At 71.2% G+C, this 22851-nt stretch carries 11 protein-coding genes and 1 pseudogene; 8 read left to right on the forward strand and 4 right to left on the reverse strand.

The genetic code is table 11. The annotated features are described in order from the left end of the window. The first annotated feature begins 7 nt into the window (after window positions 1-7). The 5 genes from QQY24_RS06350 (at window position 8) to QQY24_RS06370 (ending at window position 9445) form a co-directional block, all read left to right on the forward strand. The gene (locus tag QQY24_RS06350) at window positions 8-1960 is read left to right on the forward strand and encodes an AfsR/SARP family transcriptional regulator (protein WP_301971683.1); all 1953 of its coding nucleotides are present in this window, start codon (window positions 8-10) and stop codon (window positions 1958-1960) included. A gap of 51 nt (window positions 1961-2011) precedes the next feature. Next, window positions 2012-3874 (forward strand): FAD-binding protein, encoded by a 1863-nt coding sequence (locus QQY24_RS06355; RefSeq protein ID WP_301971684.1) that lies wholly within the window; start codon window positions 2012-2014, stop codon window positions 3872-3874. 964 nt (window positions 3875-4838) lie between these two features. Then, a complete protein-coding gene (locus QQY24_RS06360; protein WP_301971685.1) occupies window positions 4839-5720 on the forward strand; it encodes an SCO0930 family lipoprotein in 882 nt (293 codons plus the stop codon). Between the two features lie 1157 nt (window positions 5721-6877). Next, window positions 6878-7714, forward strand: a complete 837-nt coding sequence (locus QQY24_RS06365; RefSeq protein ID WP_301971686.1) for a hypothetical protein — start codon at window positions 6878-6880, stop codon at window positions 7712-7714. A gap of 372 nt (window positions 7715-8086) precedes the next feature. Then, window positions 8087-9445: a helix-turn-helix domain-containing protein gene (locus tag QQY24_RS06370; protein WP_301971687.1), complete on the forward strand. Its 1359-nt coding sequence runs from the start codon at window positions 8087-8089 to the stop codon at window positions 9443-9445. Between the two features lie 1510 nt (window positions 9446-10955). On the opposite strand, the gene QQY24_RS06375 is transcribed toward QQY24_RS06370, so the two are convergent. The 3 genes from QQY24_RS06375 to QQY24_RS06385 form a co-directional block, all read right to left on the reverse strand. Then, on the reverse strand, window positions 10956-11489 hold the full coding sequence (locus QQY24_RS06375; RefSeq protein WP_301971688.1) for a sigma-70 family RNA polymerase sigma factor: 534 nt from the start codon (window positions 11487-11489) through the stop codon (window positions 10956-10958). 234 nt (window positions 11490-11723) lie between these two features. Continuing rightward, window positions 11724-14642 (reverse strand): BTAD domain-containing putative transcriptional regulator, encoded by a 2919-nt coding sequence (locus tag QQY24_RS06380; RefSeq protein WP_301971689.1) that lies wholly within the window; start codon window positions 14640-14642, stop codon window positions 11724-11726. Between the two features lie 829 nt (window positions 14643-15471). Beyond that, window positions 15472-15846, reverse strand: coding sequence for a DUF2000 family protein (locus QQY24_RS06385; protein ID WP_301971690.1), 375 nt, complete (start codon window positions 15844-15846; stop codon window positions 15472-15474). A gap of 28 nt (window positions 15847-15874) precedes the next feature. Here QQY24_RS06385 and QQY24_RS34705 point away from each other — a divergent pair. Next, window positions 15875-16021, forward strand: a pseudogene (locus QQY24_RS34705) (hypothetical protein); the annotation flags it as partial. 540 nt (window positions 16022-16561) lie between these two features. Here the strand turns inward: QQY24_RS34705 and QQY24_RS06390 are convergent. Next, window positions 16562-18037, reverse strand: coding sequence for a hypothetical protein (locus tag QQY24_RS06390; protein WP_301971691.1), 1476 nt, complete (start codon window positions 18035-18037; stop codon window positions 16562-16564). A gap of 53 nt (window positions 18038-18090) precedes the next feature. Between QQY24_RS06390 and QQY24_RS06395 the strand changes: the two genes are divergently transcribed. Both QQY24_RS06395 and QQY24_RS06400 read left to right on the forward strand, forming a co-directional pair. After that, on the forward strand, window positions 18091-18390 hold the full coding sequence (locus tag QQY24_RS06395; protein ID WP_301971692.1) for a WXG100 family type VII secretion target: 300 nt from the start codon (window positions 18091-18093) through the stop codon (window positions 18388-18390). Window positions 18391-18461: 71 nt separating this feature from the next. Further along, a complete protein-coding gene (locus QQY24_RS06400) occupies window positions 18462-22847 on the forward strand; it encodes an FtsK/SpoIIIE domain-containing protein (RefSeq protein WP_301971693.1) in 4386 nt (1461 codons plus the stop codon). Window positions 22848-22851: the final 4 nt, after the last annotated feature.

Raw genomic sequence — 22851 nt, forward strand, 5'->3', positions numbered from 1 at the left:
TCCCTCTATGACTGACTGGTCAGTCAGCGTACCAGGCGATATGATGATTAAGTTTGTGACCTTTTTTGCACTCCTCGGACCTGTCCGCGCCTGGAGAGAAGGACGTGAACTCGACCTGGGCTCGCCGCAGCAGCGAGCGCTGCTGGCACTGCTCCTCCTGAGGGAAGGGAGGCCGGCGGGGACCGACGCGATACTTCACGCCCTGTGGGGTGAAGAGGCGCCACGAGGCGCTCGCGGAACCGTCCGCACCTACGTCTACCGGCTGCGCGCGGTTCTCGGAGACACGGCCTCCATCGAGTCGGCCGGCGGCGGCTACCGGCTGGACGTGCACGGAGGAGCCGTCGATCTCGGCGAGTTCCAACGCCTCCTCCGCCAAGCTCGTCAAGCCCAGCGTGACGGTGACCACCACACTGCGGCAGTCTGTCTGCGCGAGGCGCTCAACCACTGGCGGGATCAGCCACTGTCGGACGTGCGGGGCTTCTTCGTCGACGACGAACGCCGACGGCTGGAGGAGCTGCGCATGGTCGCGCTGGAGGAGTTGTTCGCCGCCGAACTAGACCGCGGAGGGCGGGCGGAACTCGCGGTGGAGCTGGCTGCGGCGATTTCCGAGCAGCCGCTGCGCGAAGGCCTGCGAGAGCAGCTGATGCTGGCGCTGTACCGGGCGGGGCGCCAGGCCGAGGCGCTCGCGGTGTACCAGGAGGCCCGCCTGATCCTGCGTGAACAACTCGGTGTCGATCCGGGTCCCGGGCTGCGTCACCTGCACGAACGCATCCTCAGCGCGGATCCGACGCTTACCGCCTCCTACGACTTCCGTCCGGTGGCGGTCCCGGCGCAGCTTCCGCCGGACCCACCCGTTTTCACCGGTCGGCAGATGGAGATCGCCGAGCTGACAGCCGCGTTGAGCGATCGTTCGCGCTCTTCTGCGGCCGGAATCACCGGCCTGGGCGGGACGGGGAAAACAGCGCTCGCCGTCCATGTCGCCCACGTGGTGGGTGGCGGTTTTCCCGACGGCCAGTTCTTCGCGGATCTCGGTGGCCATGACGATCCCGTCGCGCCGGTGGAGGTGCTCGGCCGGTTCCTGCGCGCGCTCGGCGTGGTCGATCCCCCGCCGTCCCTCGACGAGAGGGCCGCGATGTGGCGGACCCTGAGCGCGGGCCGACGCATGCTGGTCGTACTCGATGACGCCGTCGATGCCGCGCAGGTAAGGCCCCTGATGCCGGCCACCACCGGGTGCGCCGTACTGGTGACCAGCTGGCGCCGCATCGTCGACCTGCCGGTCCACTGGCACCGGCTGGACGTGCTGCGGCCAGAGGACGCCCTGCACCTGCTCGCGGCCATCGCCGGCCCCGAGCGCGTCCTCAACGAGCGGGAAGCGTCCGTTCAGCTGGTCGCCGCCTGCTCGCACCAGCCGCTGTCGGTGCACGTCGCAGCTGCCCGGCTCGCAGCCCGTCCCCTGTGGACGATCGGGCAGATCCTCGCGCAACTGGAAGACGACCTGCGCCAGCCGGTGGTGATGCACGAGGACTGCAAGATCGTCGACAAGCCGTTCCGCGATGCCCAGGCCCGGATGGACGACCTGCACCGGACCGCGTTCCACCTCGCCGCCGTGCCCGATTGCGCCCGTCTCTCACCCGCTGCGGCAGCCGCACTCCTGGACCTGCCGGTGGAGCGCGCGAAAGCGGTCATGGAAACGCTGGTCGACGCACACGTCGTGGAATCCGGCCCCGACGGTTACCACTACCACGGGCTGGTGAAGGCGTTCGCCCGACGGCAGGCACTGCACGCTCCTGGGGCCGAGCGGTGCCAGCAGGCGCTGCACCGGTTGCTGCGCCACTACCTCAGCCGCGACCCGGCCGTGTCCGGCCAGGACATCCGCGCAGTCCTGAACCAGATAGCGGAGGCGCCCGTCGTAAGCGCCGGTCTGCCGTCGGCGCCGTTGCCGCAGAAGCCGGCCCCATGACGTCGACATGACGTCGACACGGCGTCGACCTCGGTTCGATGCACTGGGTGCATGCACAGTTCGCCGATACAGGATCTTTTGGCAGCCGGGCTGACCGGACCGGTCTTCCGGCCGGGGGATGACGGGTACGCCCGGGAGTGCGCTCCCTACAACCTGGCCGTCGCCCACCGTCCAGCCGTCGTGGTAGGAGCCGCGACCGCGGCTGACGTCCAAGCGGCGGTTCGCTTCGCAGCGGCGCGGTCGCTGCCCGTGGCGGTCATGTCCACCGGGCACCAGGCGATCGTCCCGGCCGACGGGGCAGTACTCGTCACCACACACAGGATGTCCGAGGTCACCGTCGATGCCCACGCACGCGTCGCCCGCGTGGAGGCAGGCGTCCGCTGGCAGCAGGTCGTCGATGCGGCAGCCCCCTACGGTCTGGCCCCCCTCAACGGTTCATCACCGCTGGTGGGTGTGGTCGGCCACACCCTCGGCGGCGGTTTGAGCCCGACCATGGGCCGCATGCACGGGTGGGCGGCCGATCACGTCACCGCCATCGACGTCGTCACCGCCGACGGTGAACTGCGCCGTGCCGACGCCACCGTCGAAACCGATCTGTTCTGGGCCCTGCGAGGTGGTAAGAGCAACTTCGGCGTGGTCACGGCGATGGAGTTCCGTCTGTTCCCCGCGCAGACGCTATGGGCGGGCGGGCTGTTCTTCGCCGGAGAGCACGCGGCCGAGGTTCTGCACGCGTACAGCCGTTTCACCGCAACCGTGCCCGACGCCCTGACGTCGTCCGTGGCCCTGCTGCGCCTGCCGCCCCTGCCGGGTGTCCCGGATTTCCTCGCCGACCGCTTCGCCGTGCACATCCGCATCTCCCACCTCGGCACGGCAGAGGAGGGCGCCGAGCTCGTTGCGCCACTGCGCGCGGCCGCCCCCGTGCTGCTCGACACCCTCGGCGACATGCCCTACGACTCCTTCGCCCAGATCCACGCCGATCCCGTCGATCCGGCGCCTTTCCTGGAGCGCACTGCGATGCTGCGGTCGCTCGCCCCGGACACCGTGGAGGAGATCCTCGCCGTGGCAGGCCCGGCTGCCGACTGCCCGGTGCAGTTCGTGGAGCTGCGCCACCTCGGGGGGGCGCTGGGCCATCCCGCTGACAACGCAGTCGGCAACCGCGACGCCCTGTTTGCCCTGTGGGTGGTGGCTGTCGGCATGCCGGCCGACCTTGGCCGGCAGAACGCCTTCGCCGACGCGTTCCTGGGCAGCATGCGGCCGTGGGCGACCGGAGGCCGCTACCTCAACTTCATGGCCACCCACGACACCGCCGACGACGATGTCCGCACCGCCTACGCCGAGAAGGACTACCGGCGGCTGCGCTCCATCAAGAGGCAGTACGACCCGACGAACCTGTTCCGCCTCAATCACAACATCCGACCCGAAGAGGAACCCGTGACCGACGACAAGCTGCAGAACCTGCTCGACCAGGCCGCGATCACCGACGCCCTCCACCGCTACACCGCGGGACTCGACCACGGCGACGCCGACCTCCTCTCCTCGTCCCTCACCGAGGGCGCCGTGGTGGACCTCACTCCCGCCACCGCCAAGATCGGCCTGGAATTCCCCGTGCTGACGCCGCGCGACATGGTCGTGGGGGCCTTGATCCCCGCGGTCGGCCCCCTGGACACCAGTCACACCATCAGCAACGTACGCACCACTGTCAACGGTGACGCCGCGACCCTGAAGTGCTACGCGATGGCACAACACTTCCTGCCCGGGGAAGGCCCCAAGCCCGACAGGACCCGGCAGGCGCTGATGATGAACCGGTACGACGCCGACCTGGTCCGGGACGGCGAGCAGTGGCGGATCAGCCGGCTCACCATCGACAGTGCCTGGTTCTCCGGAGATCCCAGCGTGCTGGTGCCCGCCGAGTGACCGCCGCAGGCGGGAGCTCCTTCGCCAGCGGAACTGTCACGTTGGCCGGCCGAATGGGATGATCGTCGGGTTGGTCGGGCTGGGAGGGGCCGTCCGCGGGGGGGCGCATCACCGTCGTGCAAGGGGCACCGGCACCCGGCCGAAGCAGTGGAACGAGGCCCTTCATCAAGACCGGCGGACAGCTGAAGCAGCCGTGGCGGGCCGCCGGCCAGGCATTTCCCCGCAGGCCGAGAAGAAGACGCGTCCGGTGCCCCGGGTCGTCGTCAAGGACAAGCTCCGCAAGGACAAGCTCCGCTCCCACGGCGCCGTCCACCGTGAGGTCCGAGTTCGCGGATGGGGTCGGCGACCTTCTGCGAACCGCGCCCGCCGGACGGCACCATCCGGAACGGACCGGATCGCACCCCCGGTGTCGTCGGCCGGGCCAGCGCCTCAAGCGGTGCCCGCAGCAGTACGACTCCAAGCCGACGGTGCAGATCACGCAGTGCCTTCGGCGCCGGACCGGCCCGCCGCCACGGTGACCGTACGGGTGATGACCACCACCGGGGCCGACAGGACATGATGAAACGGCGGCGGAGCCCCTTGTGAACAAGCCGTCCTGGACGACCGCCGGTACCGACGAGCCCCGTTGCTCCACGCCGGGGCCCCTCGGCGACCTTGCGTGACCCGCGAAAACGCTGACTGCCCGGCCTCGGGTAAAGGCCCCCTCACCCTCGCCCTCACCGACGTGGCAGTGCCGCTCACACCCGTCGACCATGCCGAACCGGCCGTGGCGTCCGGGTCCGGTCTTCGGCCGGCCGGGCCACGGAGCCGGAGCGCGAGGGGTTCGGGGCCCGGGCGGCCCATGGGGGTCGGACTGAACCGTCCAGCGGCACGAAACCGTGTACAGCACGGAGCTCCTACCCGGAGCGGATGTTTCATGACCTGGGGAAGTGCAATGAGGAAGAATCCGCGAAACGCCCTGTTCGTGGCCGGTACCGCGCTACTGGTACTCACGTCCGTCACGGCCTGCGGCGGTCCGACGGAGGCGAAGGGGACCGCGGCCACCCAGCAGTCGTCGGCGACCGCGGCGTCAGGCGGTCCGTCGGCGCCGACGGTGACGACATCGGCGGGCTCGGTGTCGGTGCGCACCGACACCACGCTCGGCGCGGTCGTCGTTGACGGCAGGGGCATGACCGCTTATGTGTTCGCCAAGGACACCACGCCTGGCACGTCGAGCTGCGAGGGCGCCTGCGCGGCCCAGTGGCCGCCGGTTCCTGCGACCGGCGCCCGAGCCGCGAAGGGCCTCGACCCGGAGTTGCTCGGCTCCCTCACCCGGGCCGACGGTTCCAAGCAACTCACGCTTGCCGGCAAGCCGTTGTATTACTACGCCAAGGACACCAAGCCCGGTGACACCAACGGCCAGGGCGTCAAGGGGACCTGGTACGCCTCCGCGCCGGACGGTTGGAAGGCCGGTGTAAAGCGCCCGGCCCTCGGGGTGCTCAATGACCCGAAGCTGGGGAAGGTCCTGCAGGACAAGGACGGCCGGACGCTGTACCTGTTCACCAAGGATCGGCCGTGGCCGATGAAAACCGCTTGCGACGCGGCCTGCTTGCAGAAGTGGACTCCCACCGCGCCGGTCACCGCCGCGGATGCGAAGGCGGCCGGCCTCGACCCCGAATCGCTGTTCACCTTCACCACACCGAACGGCACGCGGCAGGAAGCGTTCAACTGCTGGCCCGCCTACACCTTCAAGGGCGACAGTCAGCCCGGCGACACCAACGGCCAGAACGTGGGCGGTGTCTGGTTCGCCGTCAAGCAGGACATCACGATCGACCGCGGAAGGACCGTACCTGCTGCGAAAGAATGATTTCTTTCGGTTTCCCGATCGCTGGCAAGCCGTAAGGGTGCGGTTCGTGGCCGGCCTCGGTCCGTTGTTCGGCCGGGCCCGTTTCCGGCCCCACGACGCTATGCTCCCCGGGAACATGCCGGGGAAGCACGGGCCGGCCGTCGTGGCCCCTCGTTCGACGGATCGCCACCGGTTCCGACCGCCCGTGCGAGTGGCGCCAGCGGCGCCTCCTCCCCGTCGGATCCACCGGGATTCGTGGAGCCACCGGACAGCGGACGCCGCACTCCCACCGCGTCCGTCACGGCATCGCACGCCGTGGACCGCTGACTGACATCGCCCGGAGCGAGGAGGACCGCCGACGGAGGGCGCCGGCTTCCGCGGACCGGACGGCCGTGGCGTCAGCCCGCCGCGGAAACGACCGAGCGCTGGTCGGCCGCCGCCGGTGGGTACCACGTCCACCGGCCCCTCTCCCCGGCGCCCCGCTCACGGACCCCTACGGCGCGCTGGTGGCACGGTCGATGGCGGAGCCCACCGGCACCACTCGTTCCACCGCACCCACCACCTCGCCGCGGACCCGTGCCCACCGCGACAGCGACGCCGTCCGCCGCCATGCGGCATCCGCCGTCCCCGGGCCCCCGTGCGGTCGGTCACCGGTCACGGACCAGGCGGCCTCACGTCACAGCCGGGGCAGTCGTGTCCGACGAGTCCGTTCACGGTCGTTTCCGGCGAGAAGGGAATCGGCCGCACCTTCCACGGGCCGGCCGCTCGGTCCGCAGTCGACTTCGACGCGCCGGCCTCCTGATCCCAAGACCGCCACCCGTCCGGCAGGACCGCCGAGCCCTCCGGTCGGCAGTGTCCAGGGGTCGAACGCGCTGCCGTGAGGGCAGCAGCCGTGCCGGAATGAATCCGTCTCCGAGCGGCCCGCATGCTCACAGAACTGTCCGAAAACCGACCCACTGCCCCCGACCTGCCACCCTGCGCTTCATAAGCATTCGGCCAAGGAACCCGCAAGGGGTGAACTACCCGCCCCTCCGACCCCGTGCTTCACACGGAGACAATCCTTCGCTACGCGGCACCGCACGCCCGGCTTCATGCCACTTTCGGGCTCGAACCGCGCCACAGGCCCGCTCGGGTTCCAAGTCGGCACGGGAGGCAGTCAAGTACAGAGGGAAGAACAGGTGCGAACCGACGAGGACGTCATCGTCAAGACGCCGGTGTCCTCTTCGGTGATCAACCGGAAAGCGGTGTCGCATCTCAACCACAGGAGCAAGAGCCGTTTTCATCGAGGACAGAACAGCGGGTGGCCGATGAGCATTGCACAGCGTTTCCTCCTGGACATTCCGGATCCGTGGCAGCGGATCGACCCGTGCAGTGCTGAACTGGCCGGGCTCCGTGCGCGGATCCTGGCCTCGACGGAGGATGCACGTGAGAAGGAGCGGATCGACAACATGTTCCGCCAGGGGCGCGAGGTGATACGAGGTGCACGCCGCCACGAGGCACTGCTGACGGCGGGCACGGCAACGCTGCACACCGGGGGCCTCTTCATGGCGTACGGCATGGTCATTCCCCTCACCACGCCCGGGGGCCAGGGCTGCGCGCCGCCCGTGCCGTCCGTGCCGCTGAGCGTCCCCCCGGCCGCCGGCGCGCCCCCGGAGGACCGGGTCGTCACCACGGCGAACGTGCCCCGCGTGGGGGAGGTGACACGAGTCATCGGCACTGAGGTGACGCGGCTGACCGGGGACACCGACGTCGCGCTGCTGACCATGCACACCATGATGCCGGTGCCCGGTACCACCGGGGACTTCCTCGTGGTCAGCCTCGCCAGCCCCAACCTGCCGCTGAAGAAAGAGGTCCACGACCTCTTCGACGCCATCACCAGCACATTCCGCTTCGTGACGGATGCCGGTGCTCACATCACCGCAAGCGGCGCCGCCCTGGTCGCCGCGGCGGCGGACACCGCAGGGACGGCACCCCCGGACCAGTGCGGGCGGTCAACTGCGGTCGCGGTTCGCTGAGCAGGACGGTGTCGACTGCGACCAGCGCGTGGCAGCCGGGAGGCAGGTGGGCGTTGTCCGCGGATCCCGGTGGCGGGCGGGACACCGGCGAGGCCGGCCGTTCGCGCCCTTCCGCGCGGGAAGGACGACGACCGGCCCCGTGCGGCACGGGCGCGCAGCCGGTCATGGAGGTCCCTTTCGGGCCCTGCGGGCGCAACGAAGGAGACACCCGCCACCCGGTCGGCCGCCGCCGCACCGGATGGCACCATTGTCAAAGCAAGTGACCAAATGATTACTCGTCCTTCTACGACCACAAGCTTGATGTAGTCTTTACAAGTCACAGGGAACCTTCCCGGGGTCACAACTGGCCGTACGGTCGAGACAGGGACAGATATGACGAAGCCGGAAAAATTGGGTTCTCGTATCCGCCGGTTGCGGCTTTCAGCTGGGTTGCCGCAAAGCGCCTTGGCCGGGGACAACTTGTCGACAAGTTACATTTCCCTGCTGGAAGCGGGCAAGCGCACACCGTCGGATGAAGTTCTGCGACAGCTGGCGGAAAGACTCGGCTGCCGTTTGGAGGAGCTGCTCGGCGAGCCGCAGAAGACCGACACCACGCTTCTGGAGATCGAGCTCCGGTATGCGGAGATGACCCTGCACAACGGCGATCACGAATCGTCTCTCGCCGCCTTCACACAGGTGCAGAACCAGATTTCCGTCACGGAGAACCGCATGCTCTGGTTCGCGGCCGAGCTGGGCATCGCCCGCTCCCTGGAGCACGCGGGACGACTGGAGGAGGCCGTAGCCCGCTTCGAGTTCCTGCGCTCCCAGGCGTCGCAGGACAACCGGGACGCGGTACCTCAACTGTCGGTCGTCATGGCACTGTGCCGCTGCTACCGCGAACTCGGTGACCTCTCGCGCGCCATTGAGGTCGCCGAGGCGACGATCGAAAGCCTCGACGCCCTCAAGCTGCCGCCCACGGTGGCCAGTCTGGAGTTGCTGTCCACGCTGGTCGGCGTCTACACCGAACGCGGTGACCTGCACCGCGCCCACTTCCTGGCCTCCCAGGCCATTTCGCAGGCGGGAGTGATCAGCGACCGCAAAGCCCTGGGGGCCGCCTACTGGAACGCCAGCGTGGTCCTGCTCCGCAAAGGACAGTCCGCCGAGGCCCTCTCCATGATCACCAAGGCCGTGGCCATCTACTCCGAGGGGGAGGACGAACGGGCCCTGGCGCGCGTACGCAACGCTTACGCCGGCGTTCTGCTGCATTCCGACACTCCGGATCCGGACGCCGCCATCAAACTCCTGGAACAGAGTGCCGCGTCCCTCTCCGCCATCGGCACCGACATCGACCTCGCCTACACTCAGACGGCCCTGGCGCGCGCCGAGCTGTTCCTGGGCCACGCGCAGCGTGCGGTGGAGCACGCCCAGCGGGCCTTGGACCTGCTCGGGTCCGGGCACCGGCTGGAGAGTGCCCGTGCGTACATCGTGATGGCGGCCGCCCACCTCAAGCAGAACGACAGGGCCGCGGCGCGACACGCCTACGAACGCGGTGCCTTGATGCTGGAGGCCTCCGAGGCCCGGCGGCAGGCGGCCTTCGCCTGGTCCGAACTGGCCGAAGTCTTCGAGCAGGACGGCGAGAGCGACCGGGCCGTGTGGGCCTATCGCGAAGGCATGCGCTGCATGGGGCACCGCAAGGGACTGTTCAGCGAAACCGAAAGAGAACGGTCCTCCTCCCAACGGACCGTCCAGTAGGGCCAGTAGGGCTTGGTCAGGCTGGGTCGCCGTGGGCGTGTCGCGCTGGCGAACGGGACAGGTGCGCCCGTCGCACCGGTCGCCGTCCCCGCGCGGCCGGCACATCGGCCTGGACCGGTGGCCGGGTTCGCAGCGGGTCAGCGCGGCAGCGGACATCCACCTGCGGGAAGACCGCGCACCGCACCATCGCAGTGCGGCCGCCCCGGGAGGTCCTGGCCTGCGGCGGCGCCACGGAACCCCGGACTCATCGTCGAGGGCGAGCCAGCCTCCACGGAGCTTGCCCGGAAGGCCACGCTCCCCCGCAAGGAGGGCGCCCCCCACCTTGGTCCGCTCAGCGACCGCGTCGTTCCGCTCCGTGGCGCGCCGGACCGGCGGCCGACGGAGCCGGCCGCCGCGTACCGGCGGTTTCCACACACTCCGGATCGTGTGGACCGGACCACGGCGGACGGCCGGCCATCGACTCCGAGGACGCCGCGAGTTCAACCCCAGCGGGTGTGTCGAACCCTTCCTCGCGTACCCGTCATGGACGACGTGCCGGCGGCCCCGGCCCTTCGGGGCTGCGGAGCTCCTCAGCAGCACAAAGGGATCTCCTTCCCGCTACTGCCATCGCCAGAGCTCCTTCCTGCCAGCACCAGGACGCGGGCGTGCGGCACCAGTTGATGCGCCGGAATCGCTCCGACAACCCCCAGGAACGAGAACAGAAGAAGGAATGCCACGACAGAACGGGGCAGGGGAGCGAAGCGGTTCACTTTTTCTCCTACAAACATGTGGTCACTGCTGTCGCCGTCACCGTTGCTTCCACCGGGATCGATACACGGGTGAATGGCACCTGTTGGTGCACCGGAGGCGCTCCGACAACTCCGAGGAAGAGAACGGAACGAGGGGGACCACACAAGGGGGCGGACAGCTGATGCGCTTCAAGCCTCTCCCTTGAAGCTTTGGTTCACGCATCAACTAAATCGAACGCATAATGCCAATTCCTGGCCGGGTTTGTCAACGACCGATGAACCGACACATTGCCTGTTATGTCCCTATTTTCAACACAAGGACAGGTGATTCGCCCGGCTCCTCATCAAACATCCGGAGTGGTCGGCGTCAAAATTTTTCCGAGTGTATTGAACGGCCCGGTCTTCACCCAGGAGTGACATCGGCAGGGGGGACCGGACCACCGACCGCTCGGGGCACGGGAACAAACCGCGGCGATGCCCGACACGCGCCGGCGCCGACTGCCGCACGCGCTCCCTCCCGCTCCCGGCAGCATGTTCCCGCTTCTCCCACATGCCGCTGCCGCACGGCCGGAACAGCCGCTCGATGCGGTCCCGCACGGAAGCGGGGGTGCCTACTCCTCGCAGTGATCCGTGCGCACCGACCTGCTGGAAGCGCCACCAGCCTCCGTGCCCCCGTCGCCCGGCGGGTGCCCGGTGCGACGTGACCGGGCGAGCGGTCACCGACCGCAGCGATCGCGGGGGTCATCGACGTACCGGCGGGCGGGGCGCCGAAGGCCAGTGGCCTACGGACAGTCCGAGGCACCGGCCTTGGTCCGCAGACTGCTGAGGGCGTAGTGCTGGCGGGACTTGACGGTGCCGGCGGGCACACCGAGGAGCTGTGCCGTCTCCTGCACCGTCCTGCCGCACAGATAGGTGTGCAGGAGCACCTCCCGGTGCTGGTGGGAGAGCTGCCGCAGCAGTTTGGTCACCTCGAGCGAGGCGAGCACGGCTCCGGAGTGATCGGGCAGGGACACATCACGTTCGTCGGCGCCGACGGTCTCGTGACGGGACGCGGCGCTGCGCAGGCGGTCGACGACGAGGTTGCGGGTCACCGTGAGGAGCCAGCCCCGCACCGAGCCCTCGGTGCCGTAGAGCCGCTCCGAGTGCGACCATGCGCGGATGAGCGCTTCCTGCACGATGTCCTCCGCCATGTGGCGGTCGTTCAGCAGCTTTCCGGCGTAGGCGAGCAGTGCCTTGGCGTGGTCGGACACCAGCGTGTGCAGCAACTGGTTCCGGCGTGCGGTTGACGGGGCGTCCGCGGCAGCGGTTGTGTTCATGTTCCACTTCCTGAAGGGGAAGCCGTCGCGTCTCCGCCCTCTCCGGACCCCGATCGGTCCCGACGGCTCGACATGCCGACACGGCTTGGTGCGCAGGAGGTGGAAACGCGGCTCCTGGTGGAGCGGCGCGCGGCGAGCGTAGGCAGCGCCCGCGTCCGGAACGCTGACGTTTCACTGACGCCCGGACGAACCGGCGGGCCCGCACCGTTCGCGGCCCGTCGTCGGAATGCTGCGTCAGCCCTCGAAGGACTGCCCGCCGATGGCGGATGCGGCGATCCCCTGCAGCTTGTGCCGGACGTCCACGGCGTACGGATGGCCGATCTCCTCCAGGATGCCGAGCGCCTCGAGCCAGGCCAGCGCCGCCCGCACGTCATCGGGGGTCGCGCGGTGGGTGTCGCCGATGTGCACCAGGGTGTCGGCTTCCAGGTAGCGGTCGCGGATCGTCCGGTACAGCTCGAGCGCACGCTGGTAGCACGTGAGTGCTCGACCGTGGTTGCCCAGGTGGTGATGGGCGTAGCCGAGGCTGTCCCACACGGCGGCCTCACCGTTGCGGTCACCGATCTCCTGGTGGACGAGGAGCGCTTGACCGCACTGTTCCAAAGCGGAGTCGTACTCGCCCATCAGGATGTACGTCCAGCCGAGCTCATTGGCCGTGCTCGCCTCGCCGCTGCGCCGTGCCGCCGCGCGGTAGAGGGCACTCGCGTGCGCGTAGTGGTCGAGGGCCACGTCGTAAAGCCGACGCTGGTTGGCGAGAAAAGCGAGGTAGCGGTGGGTTTTGCCCTGACTGGCCTGGTCGCCGATCTCGCCGAACAGCTCCAGCGCGCGCGACAGGTGCGCTTCCGCCTCGTCCCACCGCTCGAGGCGACCGCTGACGAAGCCGAGCGCCCGGTGCGAATGCGCCTGTCCGCGTATGTCGCCCAGGCGCTGGGCCGCGCCCATGGCCGTCGCCTGCGCGCCCTCCTGCTCCTGCCAACGGCCGTTGCGGTCGAGGTGCGACTCCAGTATCGAGGCCAGCTGCCAGCTGTGCTCGCCGCTGCCGTGCCGGGCGTCCTGCTCGATCGCGGCGAGCAGGACGGATCCGTTGGTTTCCAGCCAGTCGGCCGCACTCGCCTGGTCGGTGAATCGCTGCGCGGTCACGCCGGCCGCGGGGGACGGCAGTTCGATGCGCTCCCGGCTGGGCGCGAGGGTGCTGTCCGCCGCGTGCGCGCTGTGCAGGTAGTGGTCGAGCAATCGACGCCGGGCCGTGCCCAGGTCCTGCGTCGTGTCCTGTGCCCGACTCAGTTCGGTGCCGTAGGTACGCAGCAGTTCGTGACAGCTGAAGCGGCTCGGGACGGTTTCGGAGATCAAGTTGGCATGCATCAGCTCGGCGAGCAGCGGCCGCACCTGACCGGCGCGCTGCCCGGCGAGGCTGGCGACGGCCGCGAGTGAGCAGTCGGGCCCCGGATGCAGTGCCAGAAGGCGGAACACGCGGGCGGCTTCGGGGCTGAGGAGCTGGTAGGACCAGGAGAATGCGCTCCGTGCGTCCGCGGCCGGGGCTTCCACGGCGAAAGCGTCGAGGCTGTCCCCGCTCTCACCCAGTTCGGACGCGATGGAGGCGAGCGGGAACGTCGGGTTCATCACCACTCGCGCGCTGACGAGGGCCAGCGCCAGGGGAAGGCGTCCGCAGGAGGCGACGATCTGCGCGGCCGCACCGGGTTCGTTGGCGACCCGTTCGGGGCCGAGCCGACGGGACAGGAACTGCAACGCCTCCCCCTCGCTGAGCAGGTCCAGCGTCACCGGGTGCGCGCCCTCTCCGGCCACCAGTCCGTAGAGCTGGCTGCGGCTGGTGACGATGACCAGGCAGCCGGACGCACCGGGCAACAGGGGGCGGACCTGCTCGGTGTCGCGCGCGTTGTCCAGCACGATCAGCACGCGCCGCTCGGCCAGCAGGCTGCGGTACAGCGCTGCCTGCGCGTCCAGCCCCGCCGGAATGCCGTGCGCAGGCACGCCGAAGGCGTCGAGGAAGGTCCGTATCGCTTCGACCGGGCTCATGACCGAGCCGGTGGGGTGGAAGCCGCGCAGGTTCACGTAGAGCTGTCCGTCGGGGAACCGGTCAGCGACGCCATGCGCCCAGTGCACCGCCAGGGTGGTCTTGCCGACGCCGGCCATGCCACCGATCACGCCGATCGTGGCTGTCGATCCACGTGCGCCGGCGGCGGGCAGCAGCTCCCGCAGACGTGCCAGTTCGCTGTGACGGCCGGTGAAGGCGGGCAGGTCCACGGGGAGCTGGGCGGGGCGCACCGTGGCGGCGGTGTCGGAGCGCGGCTCCGCAGGCCCCGTCGGCCCTGCCTCGCCGTCGTCCGGGACGGGCGGTTCCGCGCCTCCGAGGCGCGTCGAGGCGTGGGAAGCGTGGGCGTGGGCCAGTACACGCTGCTGGGCAGCCTGCAGTTCGGGACCCGGTTGCACTCCGAGCTCGTCCGCCAGACGCGTGCGCACGGCCCGGTGGACGTCCAGGGCCTCGGCCTGGTGCCCGGTTGCCGCCAGCACCAGGATCAGTCTGGCCTGCAGCGCCTCGTCCAACGGATGCTGCGCGGCAGCCTGCCGGAGGGTCACCAGCACCCGTGCGCCGAGGCACGGACCCGCCTTCAGCGCCAGCTCGGCCGCTTCCTTGACGACGACCAGGTGCTCGAGGTCCAGGGCGGTGAAGACCGGATGGGCCCTCACCTCGGCCGCGATCCCTATGGCCGCGGGACCCCGCCAGAGGGCCAGTGCCTCTATCAACAACTCCGTGGCCGCCGTCGGCCGGCCGGCTTCGGCCGCCTGCTGCGCCTGTTGCCGCAGGTTGCGGAAGCGCAGCAGGTCGAGGCAGTCGGGGTCCGTTTCGAGGCGGTAGCCACCCGAACCACGGATGAGGTACTGCGACTCGCCTCCTGCCAGGAGACCGGGTTCGAGCAGGCGACGCAGTGCTCCGATGTGCCGCTGGACGACGTTGACGGCGGTGTCCGGCGGGTTCTGCCCCCACAGGGCGTCGACTATTTCGTGGACGGCGACCGGGTGCCCGGCCTGGGTCAGGAGCAAAGCGAGCAGACCCCGTCGCATGGGGGGCCCCAGTGTCAGCTCCGTGTCACCGCGCCAGGCCCTGACCGGCCCGAGCACGGCAAAACGTGTACTCATGGGTACCTCCTGGCTGGTTTCGGAGGCAGGGTGCGCGACGCGGCACCCTCCCGCGGGAAGGGACGGACGGCCGCGCCCGTGACCGTCGGCTCACCGGAGACGTCGGGGACGGGCCGTCCCGCCGCAAGGGGTCGGGCTGCCGGGGACGCCGATCGTCGCGCACCTCGGGGTGGTGCGCCGGCACGGAGGGCGCCTCGCCCGTCGGGCGGGCCGGGACGGCCGTGGGGGTTGCTGCGGCCGTCCAAGCGGATGCGGCCGGAGAAGAGCATCCGTCCGGACGCCCCCGGACCACGACCCTCTGTCACCGGCATGCCCTGCACCCCTCCTTCGGCCCGTCGGCTCAGGTGGGCCCACGGATATTTACTGCTCTGCGACTCGAATGTGACACGCCCCCGCTTCGCGATTCGGGAGCAGCAGAACCATGCTTTCGGATAATGATATGGGAAATCGTCCAGCACCCAGTACGGGACGAGGAAGCGGCGGAACCGTCCCGCACCCGCGGACCGGGGCACTGCGTGACGGTGACCCCGGTCCAGTGGATCCGAGGCCGTGGCCGCCACGCCTTCCCCACCAGGGGCCGCGGACCGGACGATCGTCCTTCCCCGGCCGTGCGCTCGGGAGTGCGGCTTCCCGCTCGCGGACCGTGCACCGGGGTCGGTCCACCGGCGTGGACCGCTGCTCCCGGAAGCACCGCCACAGGGCCGTACCGCACGGCGAGCGGGATCGGTGACAGAGCGTGTTCGGCCGCGTTCGCGCACCGCCGCCGTTCCGCCCGCGACTGCGGGACCCGCCCGTACCACCGCGACGGCCCGCGCGTTGCGACGGCCCTTCAGCGCAGCGGGGAAAGGCCGCCGGTGAGGCCGTTGGCCGCCTTGCGGGTCCCGTGCACCGCCACGGCGGCGGCTTCCAGCCTGGCGGTGGGGGTCCCGGCCACCGGCGAGGTGAGCTCTTCGTGGCTGTTGGTCGTCTGCGCCACGGCGGGGAACCCGCACCGGCCGAGGCCGCGTTCGACCGCGCGGGCACCGATCCGGCTCAGTTCCTCCCGGTCCGCGCGCAGGACGGGGAGGCCCGTCGTACAGGTCCCCGTGTGCCGCAGGCCGTCGGCTGGTGCGGGTCTGGCGAGGGCCGGGCCGACGGGGGCCGGCGCGAGCATCGTGGATGCGCTGGAGGTGATGCCGACCGGGAGCGCGGGCAGCGTGGCCACGTTCGAACGGGACTGACCCACCGCGACCGTGGGAGCGCAGGCCGGTCGGCTCTCCGTCCTGCTGGAGCCGTGCCGGACGGCGGCCCGGGAACACCCGGACCTCGCCGGGACGGTCCACGCCTTCGCGGAGCGCGGATCCTCGCTCACCGGCACCGGCTCCCTGCACGTCCACCCCGACACGGTGAGGTACCGGCCGGATCGCTGGCAGGAGCTGACGGGCCGGGACGTGCGGACCCGGGCCGGGCCGAGCACCAGCGTGGTCGCGCCGGCTCTGCCCCTCCCCCGCCCCTGGGGTCGTCCGTTCCGCGCCGGGCCGGACACCGCGCCGGTGAAGTACGTGGAGCCGATCCGCGGTGGCCGCCTCCTCCGGGCTCCGCCCGGTGCCCGGCGGACAGGCTGTCGATCACCCGTGTGCATCGTCGGTCACGGGCCGTGTCCCCGCACAACCGCCCGGCGCACCGCGGCCCCACTCACCGGCGCCCCCTCCCGCGTCGTCCCCGTCCGCCCGGCCGCCGGCGACCGTCGCGGAGAACCGGCTGCCGGCACACGACGCGGGCCGGGTGCGCCCGGGCCGTACGTCACACCGACCGGCACACGGTGGGGAGAACCGGCCGGAGCACGCACGGCGTGGCGGTGTGACGCTCTCCCGCGTCGTCCGCGAGCCTCCAGCCGCACGGCGGTGTCCGCCACCGCTCCCGGTGGCCCCGTACCGACTTCACGCAGTGGCGACCAGGATCCGGTCCAGCCAGGGCAACTCCACGGTGCCGTCGCGGTGCACTTCGCACCGCCAGTGGGCGCCCGGCACATCGCCGACGACCAACGCCAGCCACGAGCTGCCGCGCGCACTGCACAACCGGGCCACCTCGACCCGTTCCGACTGCGGCGCCGACGCCGGTACGGCGACCACACCGCTGAGCCGGTGCCGTTGCGCCGCGGCGAGGACCGGCGCGTCGAACACCGGCCGCTGCGGACCGATCACCTGCGCCAGCTCGCTGCTGTGCCGGAATTGCTCGACCCGGTCCGGCACCCCGGCCGGCCGCGCCCCGAGCACCGCCGTCCGCAGGTCGGGGTGGTAGGTGGTGATCTCGGTGAGCAGCGCGGCGAGCACCTCGTCCGCCATGGGGCGATCACCACCGAGCGCCACCACGCTGTCGCAGTAGCTGAGGTCGACGAAGGTCTGCCGGTCCGCGGAGCCGCCGATACGTACCGGCCGGCAGTCCGCATCGGCCGGATCGGGCGGGTGACCGGTCCACCGGGGACGCGACCAGCCGTGCTCACCGTCCACCTGCCACGGTGACGGCGGTGGCAGGTCCGGCACGGGCAGCACGCGCACGCTGTCCGAGGTCAGGTCTGCCGCAACGGGACCGGCCGCCGTGGCCGGCATCGCTCTGACGGCCTCGGTCAGCGCGGCACGCACCGCGCCCGGACCCGTGGTGTCGCCGTGCCACTGCCGCGCCAGCCGCCGCCGCGTCCCGCGCGCACGACGGCGACGGCCCGGCGCGGTGACGCGGTGACCCAGCGCATTGAACGCACGGCCGAAACGCCTGGTCAGCCGTCCCGCCTGACGCCTCAGCAGGATCAGCAACGTCAGCACGAGCAGCAGCACACCGCCGATGACCGCGAGCACGATCGGAATCCTGACGCCACCGGTGGGCGTGCCCGGGGACGTGCCGTTGTCCCGGGCCGATGCCACGAACGGGCCGGACGCACCGTCCGGCAGGCGCATGATCCATCCCGGATCGAGCGTCTGGTCCGGGCTGGTGAGCACACCGCCGTCGGACTGCGCACGCCCCTTGTTGAGCGTGAAGATCTCCTGCGAGCGCGCCGGGTCACCCAGGGTGCGCTGTGCGATCTCGGGCAGCGTGTCGGCGACACCGCCGTTCTGCGCGGGTGACCGCACCACGTACACCTTGATCAGGCCGCTGTCATCGGCGTGCGCCGTGCTCACGGCCGGGCCGGTCGTCAGCGCGAACACGGCGAGCAGAGCCACCAGGAGTCCGCCGAGGACTCTGGGTGGGCCGGCAGTCCGGCCGGCGGACGGCAACGTCATCGGGATCGCCTCCAAGGTCTTCCGGCTCCCGACGGAAGCCGCACCGCACACACGTAACAAGTCGCCGGATGGTTCAGTCGGCCGCGGTGAACCATTTGTCGCGTCACCCCGTGTCCATGGCAGCGCGCATCGCGGCGCCACCCTCGCCCTGCCCCAGGGCGCGGCACCCAGCACATGTCTCAGTGAGGACGCACATGCCCGACTTCGCCGTCAACAGCGACACCACCGCCCAGACCTCCAGCGCCCTGCTCAACGACTTCTCGCAGTTGCAGGACAAGCTCACCGAGGTTCGCGGCAAGATCCAGAACCTGCTCAGCGACGGCTACCGCACGCCCGCCGCGCAGCAGCGCTTTCAGCCCTTCTTCGACGAGTTCGCCAAGGGATTCGACCAGGTCAACCAGTCACTGCAGGGAATCGGCCAGTACGTCAAGAGCGTCGGTGACGCCTTCGACAACACCGACAGCCAGCTGGGCTCCTCCCTGCCGTCGGCCTGACCGCCCCGTCATTCGCATGCGGACGCACGGCGCGTATCGGCGCCGTGCGTCCCGGCCGTTCGGAGAAAACCGTGCGTTTCACCATCAACCTGCTCGATCCGGGCTCACCGGGTGCGACGCCGGTGACCGTCGAGACCGAGCCCACCCTGCCGGTCGCCGCGCTCGCGGACGAACTCGCGCGGGTCCGCGGCCTGCCGTCGGACACCCCGCTGTTCCACGGCACGACCCGGCTCGACCCTTCCCTGACCCTCACCGCCGCCGGCCTGCGCGAGGGCATCTCGATCAGCATCGGCGCGCCCGGCCCGGACGGCGCCGAACCGGCCGGCGTGGTGGAGGTCCGCATCGTCGGCGGCGCCGGTGCGGGAACCATCCACCGGCTGCTGGTCGGCGAGTACGACCTCGGATCGTGGTCGGGCTGCCGGCTGCGGCTCCCCGGCCCCGGCCCGGAGGTGGCCGCCCGGGTGCGCGTCACCGCCCGCGGGGCGGTGCTGGTGACCGCCTGCTCGCCCGGCGTGAAGCTCGGCGACGAGGAACTCGACCCGGCGGCCGACGCGCCCACGCCGTGGCTGCTGGGCAGCCAGCTGTCGGTGGGCGCGGCACTGGTGGAGATCGCCCCGGTGACCCGGCCACGCGCGTCGATCACCCTCAGCGAGGACGGCTTCGGCCGGGAGTTCAACCGCCCGCCCCGCTTCGTGCCGCCCACCGCCCAGTCCCGGTTCCGACTGCCGTCCCGGCCCGGCGACGCACCCCAAGCCCCGGTGTCGCTGATCACGGTGCTGCTGGTGCCGGTGGTCGCCGCCATCGTCACGGTGCTGGTCAGCGGCAACTGGAAACTGATCTTCCTCGGCCTGCTGTCCCCGCTGGGCGCGCTGCTGACCCGATCGGGCAGCCGCCGCCGCTCCCTGCGGGAGCACGAGCGCCGCGTGCAGGCCTACGAGGAGGCGATGACGCGCATCGGCACCGACGTCGACGCGGCGTTGCGCACCGAACAGCACGCACGCCGGCTGGCCCACCCCGACCCGGCCGCGTTGCAGGCCACCGCGACCACGCCGTCGGACCGGCTGTGGGAACGGCGCTGGCGCGACCAGGACTTCCTGGAACTGCGCATCGGTACCGGTGCGATCCCGTCCATGGTGCAGGTGGAAGATCCCGACCAGGACGAGAACCGCCGCACCACCGTGCCGCTGCTGTCCGAGGTGCCGGCCACGGTGCCGGTCCGCGCCGCGGGCGTAGTCGGTCTCGTCGGCGACATCGGGCACGCGAAGTGGCTGGTGGCCGAAGCCGCCGTCCTGCACAGTCCGGTGGACCTGTGCGTCTTCGTGCTCAGCAGCGCACCGGCGCCACAGAGCGAGGCGGCCTGGGGCTGGACCCGCTGGCTGCCGCACACCCAGCCGCAGGGCGGGGACACGTACGCCCTGATCGGCAACTCCACCCAGTCCACGGCCCGGCGCGTGGCCGAGCTGAGCGCACTGGTCGCCGCCCGCACCGCCGCCAAGGCGGCCTCCGGTGAGGAGAGCGCCGGGGCACCGGACGTGCTGGTGGTGCTGGACGGCGCCCGCAAGCTGCGCGCCCTGCCCGGCGTGGTCGGCCTGCTGCGCGAAGGCCCCGCCGTGGGCGTGTACGTCATCTGCGTCGACACCGACCCCCGGCTGCTGCCGGAGGAGTGCCGCGCGCTGATCACCGCCGAGGGGCCGACGCTGCGACTGCGCGTGCAGAACCGGCCCGACGTCGCCGGCCTGCGGCCCGACCTGCCTTCGCCCTCCTGGTACGACCACGTGGCACGGGGGTTGGCCGCGTTGCGGGCCGGCGGGGACGACGAGGACTCCGTGCTGCCCAGCTCCGCGCGGCTGCTGGACCTGATGGCGCTGGAGCCGCCGGACCCGGACGCGGTGCGCAGCCGCTGGATCGCCCAGCCCCGCAGCACCCGCGCGCTGCTCGGCGTCGGACTGGACGGCGACTTCGCGGTGGACATCGTGCGCGACGGGCCGCACGCGCTGATCGCCGGCACCACCGGTTCGGGCAAGTCCGAACTGCTGCAGACCCTGGTGGCCTCGCTGGCCGTGGTGAACCGACCGGACGAGATGACCTTCGTGCTCGTCGACTACAAGGGCGGCAGCGCCTTCGCCGAGTGCGCCGACCTGCCGCACACCGTGGGCCTGGTCACCGACCTGGACACGCACCTGGTGACACGCGCGCTGGTCTCGCTCGGCGCCGAACTGCGCCGCCGCGAGCACCAACTGGCCGCCGCCGGAGCCAAGGACATCGAGGACTACACCGACCGCCGCCGGCGCGACCCGTCCCTGGCCCCGCTGCCGCGGCTGATGATCGTGGTCGACGAGTTCGCGTCCATGATCCGCGAACTGCCGGACTTCGTGCCCGGCCTGGTCAACATCGCACAGCGGGGCCGGTCCCTGGGCATCCACATGGTGCTGGCGACCCAGCGGCCGTCCGGTGCGGTGACCGCGGACATCCGCGCCAACACCAACCTGCGGATCGCACTGCGCACGACCGACACCGGCGAAAGCCGCGACATCATCGACGCGCCGGACGCCGGCGAGCTGTCACCGCGCACACCCGGCCGTGCCTACGCCCGGCTCAGCGCGTCCGCCCTGCTGCCGTTCCAGTCCGGCCGGATCGGTGGCCGCAGGCCCGGCGCGAACACCCCGGCCCGCCCGTCCGCGGTGCGGCTGACCGAGGTCGACTGGACCGAAATCGGCGAGCCGGTCGCCCGCACCGTGCCGGTCGCCGGCGGCAACGACGGCACGGACACGGTCACGGACATCGCCGTGCTGGTCGGCGCGGTCTCGGAGGCGGCACGGGCAGCGGGCATCCCGCGCCAGCCCAGCCCGTCCCTGCCGCCGCTGCCGGAGATCCTGACGCTGCGCGAGGTACCGGCCCCACCGGCCAAGGACGCCGGTCTGCCCGCGGTGTCCTGGGGCATCATCGACCTGCCGACGCAGCAGGCGCAGGTGCCGCTGGTGCTGGACCTGGACCGCGCCGGGCACCTGCACATCGCCGGCGCCAGCCGCAGCGGCCGCTCGCAGGCGCTGCGCACGCTCGCCGTCGCGCTGGCGTCCGCGCACAGCTCGGCGGACCTGCACCTGTACGCCGTCGACTGCGGCAACGGCGCGCTGCGCGTGCTGTCCGGCCTGCCGCACTGCGGGGCCGTGGTGGACCACCGCAGCCCGGAACGGCTGGGCCGGCTGTTGGACCGGCTCGGCGAGGAACTGCGCGTGCGGCAGGGCCTGCTGGGCAGCAGCGGCGTCGCCGACCTCGCCGAGCTGCGGGAGCGCAGCGCACCCGGCGACCGCCCGGCGCACATCGTGGTGCTGGTGGACCGGTTCGAGGTCTACGACCGCGATTTCGCCAGCTTCGACAACGGCAGCTACCTGGACCGCTTCCTCGCGCTGCTGCGCGACGGTGCGAGCGTGGGCATCCACATCGTGCTCACCGGTGACCGCGTGCTGGGTTCCAGCCGGTACGCCTCCACCACCGAGGACAAGATCGTGCTGCGGCTCAACGACGCCGCCGACTGGTCCATGCTCGGCATCCGCGTCAAGGACGTGCCCGACGGCATGCCCCCCGGCCGCGCCCTGCGCGCCGCCGACGGCGTGGAGGTGCAGGTCGCGGTCGTGCCCACCGGGGCGACCCCGCCGGACACCTCCGGTTCGGGCCAGGCCGCGGCCATTTCCGGGATCGCCGCGCAGCTGATCGCCCGCAACGCCGGTGTGGATCCGCACCGGCGGCCGTACCGGCTGCTGGCACTGCCCGACGAGATCGGCTACGCCGCCGCCGTGGCGGCCGCGGGTCCGCGCCCGCACCCGATGTGGGCGCTGGTCGGCGTCGGCGGCGACGAAGTCGTCGGCATCGGCACCGACCTCGGCCAGACCTCCACGTTCATGATCGCCGGGGCGCCGCGCAGCGGTCGCAGCACCGCGCTGCTGACCATGGCGCGGTCGCTGCTGGAGGGTGGTTCGGGCGTCCTCGTGCTGGCCCCGCGCCGCTCACCGCTGCGGGACCTGGCGGGCGTGCCGGGTGTGGCCGCCGTGCTCACCGACCCCGACGTGCCGACGGCGGAGTTCCGCGAGGCGTTGCGCGCGGTGGTGCAGCCCACCGGCGTGGTGCTGATCGACGACGCGGAACTGCTGCTCCAGGCCGAGATCACCGCCGACTTGGCGGCCCTGGCACGTGGCGCTGCGGGTGAGGGCTGGGCTGTGGTGGCCGCCGGCAATGCCGATGCGCTGTCCACCGCGATCGGTGGCTGGGCCGCGCAGATCCGGCGCAACCGCACCGGCCTGATCATCGCGCCGCAGGCGGTCACCGAGGGCGAGGCCATCGGTGTCCGGCTGCCCCGCGGCGTGCTGGGCCAGCAGCCCGCGCCCGGCCGGGCCTACCTGCACCTGGGCGACAACCGGTTGGTCGCCGTGCAGGTCCCCCACACCACCACCGACAACTGACCGG

This window comes from Streptomyces sp. TG1A-8 (genome assembly GCF_030499535.1).
GTDB lineage: Bacteria > Actinomycetota > Actinomycetes > Streptomycetales > Streptomycetaceae > Streptomyces.